General features: G+C 60.4%; 10 protein-coding genes and 3 tRNA genes. 12 read left to right on the forward strand and 1 reads right to left on the reverse strand.

All coding sequences use genetic code 11. The annotated features are described in order from the left end of the window. The first annotated feature begins 161 nt into the window (after positions 1-161). From cysP to ASB58_RS19735, 4 genes are read left to right on the forward strand one after another with little or no spacing between them, the layout of a single operon-like run. Positions 162-1,181: a thiosulfate ABC transporter substrate-binding protein CysP gene (cysP, locus tag ASB58_RS19720; protein WP_118132066.1), complete on the forward strand. Its 1,020-nt coding sequence runs from the start codon at positions 162-164 to the stop codon at positions 1,179-1,181. Positions 1,182-1,191: 10 nt separating this feature from the next. Continuing rightward, positions 1,192-2,058, forward strand: coding sequence for a sulfate/thiosulfate ABC transporter permease CysT (cysT, locus tag ASB58_RS19725; protein WP_118132067.1), 867 nt, complete (start codon positions 1,192-1,194; stop codon positions 2,056-2,058). A gap of 9 nt (positions 2,059-2,067) precedes the next feature. Then, positions 2,068-2,934, forward strand: a complete 867-nt coding sequence (gene cysW, locus ASB58_RS19730; RefSeq protein ID WP_096006516.1) for a sulfate/thiosulfate ABC transporter permease CysW — start codon at positions 2,068-2,070, stop codon at positions 2,932-2,934. Continuing rightward, positions 2,931-4,025: a sulfate/molybdate ABC transporter ATP-binding protein gene (locus tag ASB58_RS19735; RefSeq protein ID WP_118132068.1), complete on the forward strand. Its 1,095-nt coding sequence runs from the start codon at positions 2,931-2,933 to the stop codon at positions 4,023-4,025. Before cysW ends, ASB58_RS19735 begins: the two co-directional genes overlap by 4 nt. 9 nt (positions 4,026-4,034) lie before the next feature. Here the strand turns inward: ASB58_RS19735 and ASB58_RS19740 are convergent, their stop codons facing one another. Continuing rightward, on the reverse strand, positions 4,035-4,889 hold the full coding sequence (locus ASB58_RS19740) for a LysR substrate-binding domain-containing protein (protein WP_096006514.1): 855 nt from the start codon (positions 4,887-4,889) through the stop codon (positions 4,035-4,037). 103 nt (positions 4,890-4,992) lie between these two features. Here ASB58_RS19740 and ASB58_RS19745 point away from each other — a divergent pair, with 103 nt between their 5' ends. From ASB58_RS19745 to ASB58_RS19780, 8 genes are all read left to right on the forward strand, one after another. Continuing rightward, positions 4,993-5,166 (forward strand): YjiS-like domain-containing protein, encoded by a 174-nt coding sequence (locus tag ASB58_RS19745; RefSeq protein ID WP_118132069.1) that lies wholly within the window; start codon positions 4,993-4,995, stop codon positions 5,164-5,166. A gap of 57 nt (positions 5,167-5,223) precedes the next feature. After that, on the forward strand, positions 5,224-6,195 hold the full coding sequence (birA, locus tag ASB58_RS19750) for a bifunctional biotin--[acetyl-CoA-carboxylase] ligase/biotin operon repressor BirA (protein ID WP_096006512.1): 972 nt from the start codon (positions 5,224-5,226) through the stop codon (positions 6,193-6,195). Continuing rightward, positions 6,185-6,934: a type III pantothenate kinase gene (locus ASB58_RS19755; RefSeq protein ID WP_096006511.1), complete on the forward strand. Its 750-nt coding sequence runs from the start codon at positions 6,185-6,187 to the stop codon at positions 6,932-6,934. Before birA ends, ASB58_RS19755 begins: the two co-directional genes overlap by 11 nt. Next, a complete protein-coding gene (locus tag ASB58_RS19760; RefSeq protein ID WP_118132070.1) occupies positions 6,934-7,626 on the forward strand; it encodes an SPOR domain-containing protein in 693 nt (230 codons plus the stop codon). The genes ASB58_RS19755 and ASB58_RS19760 overlap by 1 nt, the downstream gene beginning before the upstream one ends. A 135-nt stretch (positions 7,627-7,761) precedes the next feature. Then, positions 7,762-7,846: transfer RNA gene (locus ASB58_RS19765), tRNA-Tyr, on the forward strand. A 24-nt stretch (positions 7,847-7,870) separates the two neighbouring features. Next, positions 7,871-7,944, forward strand: a tRNA-Gly gene (locus ASB58_RS19770). A gap of 24 nt (positions 7,945-7,968) precedes the next feature. Continuing rightward, positions 7,969-8,044, forward strand: a tRNA-Thr gene (locus ASB58_RS19775). An 85-nt stretch (positions 8,045-8,129) separates the two neighbouring features. Further along, positions 8,130-8,249: GTP-binding protein (locus ASB58_RS19780; protein WP_235827348.1), on the forward strand; the 120-nt coding region annotated here is incomplete at its 3' end.

The following is an 8,249-nucleotide window of genomic DNA, read 5'->3' on the forward strand; positions in this document are numbered from 1 at the left end:
ACGGAAAAGTTCTGGGCGGGTGGCGGGCTTATGCTTTAGCGTTAGAAGTAATAAGCAAATCCGTCTAACCTGCTTGTTGTTCTAACTGATGCTGGGCGGTAATCTGGGCGCCCATTGAGAAAGGTGCTCGCCCAAGCGGCCCTGTGCAGTTGGAGACAGACATGTTGCAATCCCCGCGTAAACTGATCAAACAGCTGGTCGTGGCCCTGACGGTCACCAGTGGTCTCGGTGTCGCATCGGCACAGGCCGCCGACCAGGAACTGCTGAACTCCTCTTACGATATCGCTCGCGAGCTGTTTGCTTCGTATAACGAGCTGTTCGCCGAGCACTGGCAGCAGGAGACCGGCAAGACCATCGAGATTAACCAGTCCCATGGTGGCTCCTCCAAGCAGGCGCAAGCAATTATCCAGGGCCTACGGGCAGATGTGGTGACCTACAACCAGGTGACCGATGTCGATATCCTGCATGAGCGCGGCAACTTGATTCCTGCGGACTGGCGCGAGCGTTTTCCTAACGCCAGCTCTCCTTATTATTCGACCATGGCCTTCCTGGTGCGCGCGGGCAACCCGAAGAACATTCAGAACTGGGATGACCTGGTTCGCGATGACGTGAGTTCTGTGCTGCCCAACCCGAAAACCTCGGGCAACGGCCGTTATACCTACCTGGCTGCGCTGGGCTATGCGCAGAAAACCTTTGGTGATGATCAGGAAGCCATCGACAACTACCTGCGTGAGTTTCTCGGCAACGTCGCGGTATTCGATACGGGCGGACGTGGCGCGACCACCACCTTCGTTGAGCGCGGCATCGGTGATGTCCTGCTGACCTTCGAATCTGAAGTGAACAACATCGCCGCCCAGTCCGACGGCGAGTATCAGGTGGTGGTGCCCAAGGTGAGCTTCCTGGCGGAGTTCCCTGTCACCTGGATTGACCGCAGTGTCGAGCGCAACGAGACAACTGATGTCGCCAAAGCGTATCTGGAATATCTGTATAGCGAAGAGGCGCAACGCCTGATCGCCGGTTTCAATTACCGCGTACACGATGAGACGGTGAAGGCGGAATTTGCTGATCGCTTTCCCGAGCTGGAGCTGTTGCCGATCGAGGCGATTGCCGGTGACTGGAAAACCGCGATGACTGAGCATTTTGCTAGCGGCGGCAAGCTGGATCAGCTGCAGCGCCGCTGAGAGAATCAGCATGAGTGAGCTGTCAGGCGGCCGTTGGTCGCCGCTACGTCGCAATCCCGGCAAACGTGTGTTGCCGGGATTTGCGTTGAGTATGGGGATATCGCTGCTGTTTATCAGCCTTATCCTGCTGCTCCCTGTGACCGGCTTGCTGGTTCAGACCGCAGGCATGAGCTGGGAGCAATACTGGGGCGTTATCACCGACGAGCGTGTTGTCGCCTCCTACAAGGTCACGCTGTGGGCCGCCGGTATAGCCTCCTTGTTCAATGGTATCGCCGGTTTACTGCTGGCCTGGGTACTGGTGCGCTACGAATTCCCGGGCAAGCGGCTGATCGATGCGCTGATCGATTTGCCTTTTGCATTGCCGACAGCCGTCGCCGGTATTACGCTGGCGGCGCTATTTGCCGAGAACGGCTGGTATGGCCAGCTGCTGGCGGAACTGGGTATCAAGGTGGCCTTCACGCCGTTGGGTATTGTCGTTGCCATGTCCTTTACCAGTCTGCCTTTTGTGGTGCGTACCGTGCAGCCGGTACTGGAGGACCTGCCGGTCGAGGATGAGGAGGCTGCCATCAGCATGGGGGCTTCCGATCTCGCGGTCTTTCGCCGAATTCTTTTTCCCAGCCTCTGGCCCGCGCTGATGACCGGGGTTGCCCTGTCGTTCACCCGCAGCCTGGGTGAATTTGGTGCGGTGATCTTTATTGCCGGCAATATGCCGTATGCCAGTGAGATCACCAGTCTGATGATCTTTATCCGTCTGCAGGAATTTGATTACGGTGCGGCGAGCGCGATCGCTTCCGTGGTGCTGATCGCCTCGCTGGTGCTGCTGCTGGCAATCAACCTGTGGCAGGCGCGTTATCTGCGCCGTCTGCATGGCCGCTGAGGAGGTGCTATGAAATCTCAAGGCCGCTTGCGGGCGGGTGATCAGCCCTGGATCAAATGGTCGCTGATCGGGTTTGCGCTACTGCTGGTTGTCCTGCTGTTGGTCGTACCTCTGGTGATGATCTTCAGCCAGGCGTTCTCTGCGGGCGCGGCGACGTTCTGGGATAACCTGACCGATGAGTACACGCTCCACGCGATCGGCTTGACGCTGTTTGTTGCCGCGCTGACCGTGCCGATCAACCTGGTGTTCGGGACCTTCCTTGCCTGGCTGGTGACGCGCTTCGAGTTCCCTGGACGCAAGGCGTTGATTACCCTGATCGATATCCCCTTCGCCGTCTCGCCGGTGGTGGCGGGTCTGCTGTATCTGCTGTTGTACGGCAGCAACGGCTGGCTCGGCGGCTGGTTGATGGATCGGGATGTCCAGCTGATGTTCTCCTGGCCGGGTATCGTGATGGTAACGGTCTTTGTCACCTGCCCCTTTGTCGCGCGTGAGCTGATTCCTCTCATGCAGCAGCAGGGGCGGGAGGAAGAGGAGGCCGGTGTGGTGCTTGGCGCTTCCGGCTGGCAGCTGTTTCGCAAGATTACCCTGCCCAACATTCAGTGGGCGCTGCTTTACGGCGTTGTGCTGACCAATGCACGCGCCGTCGGCGAGTTTGGCGCCGTGTCTGTGGTCTCGGGCAACATTCGTGGCCAGACCAATACCCTGCCGTTGCACGTCGAGCTGCTGTATCAGGATTACAATGCGGTCGGCGCTTTTGCCAGCGCGTCTCTGCTGGCTGGTATCGCCTTGCTGACCCTGTTGATCAAAAGCGCAGTGGAGTGGCGGCAGGCCCGCCAGATGCGACCGGTGAGCACTCAATCGGATCGAACTACATGAGCATTACCCTTGAGCAAATCGACAAGTCCTTCGGCGCCTTCAAGGCGCTGCAGGGGATCGAGCTGGATATCCCGGACGGGGAGTTGATCGGCCTGCTGGGTCCCTCCGGCTCCGGTAAAACCACACTGCTGCGGATTATCGCCGGCCTTGAGAGTGCCGACAGCGGGCGGATTCTATTCCACGGTGAGGATGTCACCCGCCGGCACGTGCGTGAGCGTCGGGTGGGGTTTGTGTTCCAGCATTATGCGTTGTTCCGGCATATGACCGTTGCGCAGAATATTGCCTTCGGTCTGGACGTGTTGCCGCGTAAGCAGCGTCCGTCCGCTGCGGAGATTCGCCAGCGCGTTGGCAATCTGCTGGAGATGGTGCAACTGTCGCATTTGGCTGATCGCTTTCCGGCCCAGCTATCCGGCGGGCAGAAACAGCGTATCGCGCTGGCGCGCGCGCTGGCGATGCAGCCTCAAGTGTTGCTGCTGGACGAGCCCTTCGGAGCCCTGGACGCTCGCGTGCGCAAGGATCTGCGCCGTTGGCTGCGCAGCCTGCATGACGAACTCAATTTCACCAGTGTGTTTGTTACCCATGACCAGGAAGAGGCGCTGGAGTTGTCCGACCGGGTTGTGGTGATGAGCGCCGGACATATCGAGCAGGTTGATACGCCGGAGGCGCTTTATGCCAAGCCTGACTCGCGTTTTGTGTTTGATTTTCTGGGGCACGTCAATGTGCTTCAAGGTTCGCTTGCAGGTAATCGGCTGGCAAGTGGTGACGCCTGGGTGCGGTTCCCGGAAGAGCCGGCGGCAGCGGGTGAGGCGCAGCTCTATCTGCGACCGCACGAGGTGCGCCTGCAGCTAAGTCCGGTCGGGCACGCGCATCTGCCGCTGCAGGTTGAGGCGATCAACCTGATTGGTGCCGAGGTGCGGCTGGAGCTGCGTCCCTGCGGCTGGCAGTGCGATACCTTGTGGGAGGTCGGTATCACCCATGCCGAATATCATAGCTGGCAGCCACGTCGCGGCGACCGCTGTTTCGCCGTGCCGGATGTCGGGCACCTGTTCGTTGCCGGGCACACACAACCGCAGACGCTTTACTGGGGCTGATGTGCTTCCCTAGTGGCGAAAGCCTTCGATAATGTGCGCTGCCAGTGATTCGCTGGCGGCGGAACTGCGTCGTGAGTCGCGCAGCAATACGATGCTCGCCTGCGGCATTTCCGGCAGGCCTTCGTTCGGGCCGAGCATCTGCATGCTGTCAGGAATAAGGCTGCGCGGCTGGGCCGTGATCGCCAAGCCTGCGCCGACCACGGCAAAAATGGCCGACAGGCTCGGGCTGGTGTAGGCGATGCGGTAATTGCGTTGCTGTGCTTCCAGCGCATTGCAGGCCCAGTGCCTGCAGAAACAGTCCCCGTTGAACATGGCCAAAGGCAGCTGCTCCAGATGCTGTAGCCCGGCGCCCGTGGCCTGGGCCCAGACCAGTTGCTCCTGGCGTAGCAGCTCGCCAATCTCCTTGCCCGGTTCGCGGGTAACAATGGTCAGATCCAGATCATGGCGCTGCAGTAGCTGTGTCGACGGCTCGCAGTGCATTTCCACCTGAACCAGCGGAAAGCTGTGTGCGAAGCGCGCCAGGACGCCCGGCAGAAATCGCGCAACGTAGTCGTCTGGCGTACCGATGCGTACCAGCCCGACCATGTCCGGTGTGCGCAGACTGTTCAGTGCTTCTCCCTGCAGGCGCAAGATACGTCGCGCATATCCCAGCAGTAGCTCTCCCTCTGCCGTCAGCTGAACCTGCCGCCCTTCCCGGCTGAACAGAGGGCGTTGAACAACATCTTCTTCCAATCGCTTCATCTGCATGCTGACGGCTGACTGGGTGCGATTGAGTTGATCGGCCGCGCGGGTGAAGCCGCCCTGGTCGGCGATCACGGTAAAGGTGCGCAGCAGCTCGCTATCGATGGTCGGAAAGTGCGCCATTGATCAATTCTCCGGATGTATTGCATAAGAAACATTCGTTGGATTGATCTTAAGCCGCTCGCCAGACTTTAGCCATGGTTTGGTGGTGAGTGGAGACACCGAGATGCGAGGGATAGTGCGGTTTATCGAGGCATGGCGTCGCTGGCGGCGCCGTCGTTACGAGCATGCATTACTGGCGGGCATGAGTGCTGCGCAGCTGCAGGACGCAGGGATTACCCGTAGCGATGCGCTGGAGGAGTTGGCGCGGCCCTGGTGGCGCCGCAAAACGCGAGGATAGCCGGTCGCGCGCCCCGGCGTTATCATGTGCCGTTCATTTCAAAAGGTAACAGCATAGATGCTCGGCGCGATACTCACACGGCTGGCTGACGGGCGCTTTCATTCTGGCGAGGCGCTGGGCGAGACGCTGGGCGTTAGCCGCGCTGCTATCTGGAAGGCGCTGAAGCGCCTGGAGGAGCAGGGTTACCCCTTGCAGCGTGTGCGAGGCAAAGGCTATCGCGTGCCGCGTGGTGCCTGTTTGCTCGATGCGGCGGCGATCCGCTCCCTGCTGCCGGCTGTATTGGCTGAGCGCTGGGAGTGGCACCTGCATCAGCAGGTTGACTCGACCAACGCCGAGGCGCAGCGCCGTCTGGCCCCGGGTGCGCCGCGCCCCCTGATCGTGCTGGCTGAGCAGCAGACGGCTGGCCGCGGCCGCCGCGGGCGGCCCTGGAGTAGTCCCTACGCGCAGAACATCTACCTGTCCATCGTGGAGCCGGTTTCCGGCGGTGCCCACGGTCTTGAAGGGTTGAGCCTGCTGGTTGGCCTTTGTCTGGTGCAGGGCCTGGAAGACCTTGGCTACAAGGGGTGTCAGCTCAAGTGGCCCAATGACGTGCTGTTGGGCGGCGCCAAGCTGGCCGGCATTTTGCTGGAGATCAGTGGCGATCTGACCGGCGAGGCGCTGGTCGTTATCGGTGTTGGCGTCAATGTGCTGATGGATTCCGCTGAGGCGGTGGACCAGGCCTGGACCTCGCTTTATCGAACCGGGCAATCGGCGACGCTGGATCGCAACCAGCTGGTGGCTGCGTTCTTGCGACGTCTGGCACCGGCGATGGATGTCTTCCGTGCCGAAGGCTTTGCCCCTTTCCGTGAGGCGTGGCAACAGCGCGATGCCTGGGCCGGGCAGCCGGTGCGTGTGGTGTCTGGTAGTCAGCAGCAACTAGGGCTGTCTGCCGGCGTCAATGCGCGCGGCGCGCTCGTGCTGCAGCAGGAGCAGGGTGTGCAGGAGATCAGTGGGGGAGAGGTCAGTTTGAGGTTGAACGATGCTACTTGAGCTGGACTGCGGGAATACCCTGATCAAATGGCGCCTGCTTGATCGGGAGGGGCGTGTGCGCGATCGCGATATGGCGCCGGACCTGGTTGAGTTGCAGCGCCTGCTGGGCGGGCAGGAGCGTGAGATACACGGCTGTCGTCTGGTGTCCGTGCGGTCGGCGGAAGAGAATCAGGTGGTGCTGGACCAGTTGACCAGTTGGCTGAAGTTGCATCCGGTCCTGGCGCGCAGTGCTGCCGAGCTGGCTGGTGTGCGCAACGGCTATGCCGATTACACCAAGCTGGGCATGGATCGCTGGTTGGCGCTGGTTGCTGGCTACCATCTCTGTCGGCGCGCCTGTGTGGTGATTGATCTTGGCACAGCGGTGACGGTCGACTTCGTCAATGCCGGCGGACAGCATCTGGGCGGTTACATCGCCCCGGGCAGCAAGTTGCTGCGCGGCAGTTTGAAGCGTCACACCCGGCTGATTCGTTATGAACAGTCGCTGCGTGGCGACCTGGCAACCCCGCGCCCGGGCGACAGTACCGCGGAGGCGGTCGAGTTTGGCTGTGACCTGATGCTGGTCGGCTTTGTGCGTGAGCAGCTACGCGTAGCCCGCCAGGCGCTGGGGGATGAAATGGTGGTCATCCTCACCGGTGGTGACGCCGAGCGCATGGCCGAAGCCTTGCCCCAGAGCTGCCACATTATTAGTGACCTTGTATTCGATGGCCTGGCGCTGGCGTGTCCCATGGAGATCGATTGATGCGTTCGCTGTTTCTGTTTCTGCTGCTGCTCAACATTCTTTACGCGCTGTGGCAGTTGCAGGCCGCCAGCGTAAGGCCCGACAGCGTGCTGCCCGCGCAAGAGCTGGGCGGGGTGGAGCGGGTGCCAGCCGACAGCGCAGGTTCGGTGGCGGAGACTGCGCCGATTGCGCGTTCGGAGGCCGTTGAAGAGGCGCCGCCGGCCGCGTTGTGCATCACCTTGGGCGTGTTCGCTGAGCGCCGAGAGGCCGAGCAGTTGCTACAGCGGCTGCTGGCTCTGGACGTGCAGGCCGGACTGATTGAGGATGACGTGGTCGGCAGTACCGATTACTGGCTGGTCATGCCCGTCTCGGGCGGCAGTGTCGATGCCCTGGCTCGGCTGTCGCTGCTGCAGGAGCAGGGCATCGAGAGCTTTGTCATTACCCGTGGTCCGCTGGCGGGCAATATCTCCCTGGGTGTGTTTTCCCGTCTGGATTACGCCGAGGCGCGGCAGGCGCAATTACTCGCCGACGGCAATGATGTGCGAGTTGAGTCGGTAGACAAGATGCGCAGTCAGTACCTGGTGCAGGTGCAGCCTGCGGCCAGGCGCCTGGTGGATCAGGCGCTACTTGGGCGTCTGCGCAATGACTTTCCTGCCCTGCAACATCAATATCAGGCCTGTTCCCCCGTTGCCAAGTTGGGCGAGTTGCCCTAGAATTGCGCCCGCTTCACGACGACCCTTTTTTGCTGATTGGGTCTGCGTTGGCAGAAACATGGTTCAAGTAAGTGTTTTTGCTAACAAAAGTGTTGACAGGGGGTCGCCAAGTGATGAAAATGGCGCCTCTTTTACGGAGGGGTTCCCGAGCGGTCAAAGGGATCAGACTGTAAATCTGACGGCTTAGCCTTCGAAGGTTCGAATCCTTCCCCCTCCACCAGATTTCGCGTAGTCAGGCTACTTGGCGGGTATAGTTCAATGGTAGAACCTCAGCCTTCCAAGCTGATGGTGCGGGTTCGATTCCCGCTACCCGCTCCAGTCTGACCATGCAATGGTGTGTAAGCTCATGTAGCTCAGTTGGTAGAGCACACCCTTGGTAAGGGTGAGGTCAGCGGTTCAAATCCGCTCATGAGCTCCAATATCAAGGCAGATATGCGAATATCTGCCTTTTATTTAATGGTCGCGTGACACGCGCATTGCTCTCACGAATAGGGGATCTCTCGATGGCTAAAGAGAAGTTCGAACGTAGCAAACCGCACCTGAACGTAGGCACCATCGGTCACGTTGACCATGGTAAAACTACTCTGACAGCTGCACTGACCCGTGTTTGCGCAGAGGTTTAC

It is taken from the genome of Pseudomonas abyssi (assembly GCF_003444685.1).
In the GTDB taxonomy this organism is placed as follows: Bacteria; Pseudomonadota; Gammaproteobacteria; order Pseudomonadales; family Pseudomonadaceae; genus Halopseudomonas; species Halopseudomonas abyssi.